Below are 268 nucleotides of genomic sequence, written 5' to 3'. Positions count from 1 at the left end.
CCTTCTGCCAAGTGCATCAACGGGTTTTGCAAAGGGCCTGCGTTGAGCGAGGCCCAGTTGCGCTCCAGTACCGCCTCGTACAACCCGTCGCCGGTGGCAAAGCGTTGGGCGACGACTTCCAGGGCGGCGTTGAGCACCGACTCTACCAGCGGTTCACGCACCTTGGCCCAGTAATGGGCGCAGGCAAAAATAATGAAGGCGTGGGTGTAGAGGTCTTTGCGCTTGTCCAGCGGCTGGCCGGCGGGGTCGATGCTGTAGAACCAGCCAC

Annotated in this window: 1 protein-coding gene; it reads right to left on the bottom strand. The window is 61.9% G+C overall.

Annotated features, from left to right (window positions below; all coding sequences use genetic code 11):
* Positions 1 to 268 (bottom strand): AGE family epimerase/isomerase (locus AAEZ06_RS27385; RefSeq protein ID WP_350617248.1); only part of this gene is annotated, 268 nt, incomplete at both ends.

The sequence above is a fragment of the Pseudomonas sp. HY7a-MNA-CIBAN-0227 genome (genome assembly GCF_040310325.1).
GTDB lineage: Bacteria > Pseudomonadota > Gammaproteobacteria > Pseudomonadales > Pseudomonadaceae > Aquipseudomonas.
The sequence above is the reverse complement of the archived record's forward strand: the minus strand, read 5'-3'. Positions and strand labels throughout refer to the sequence as shown.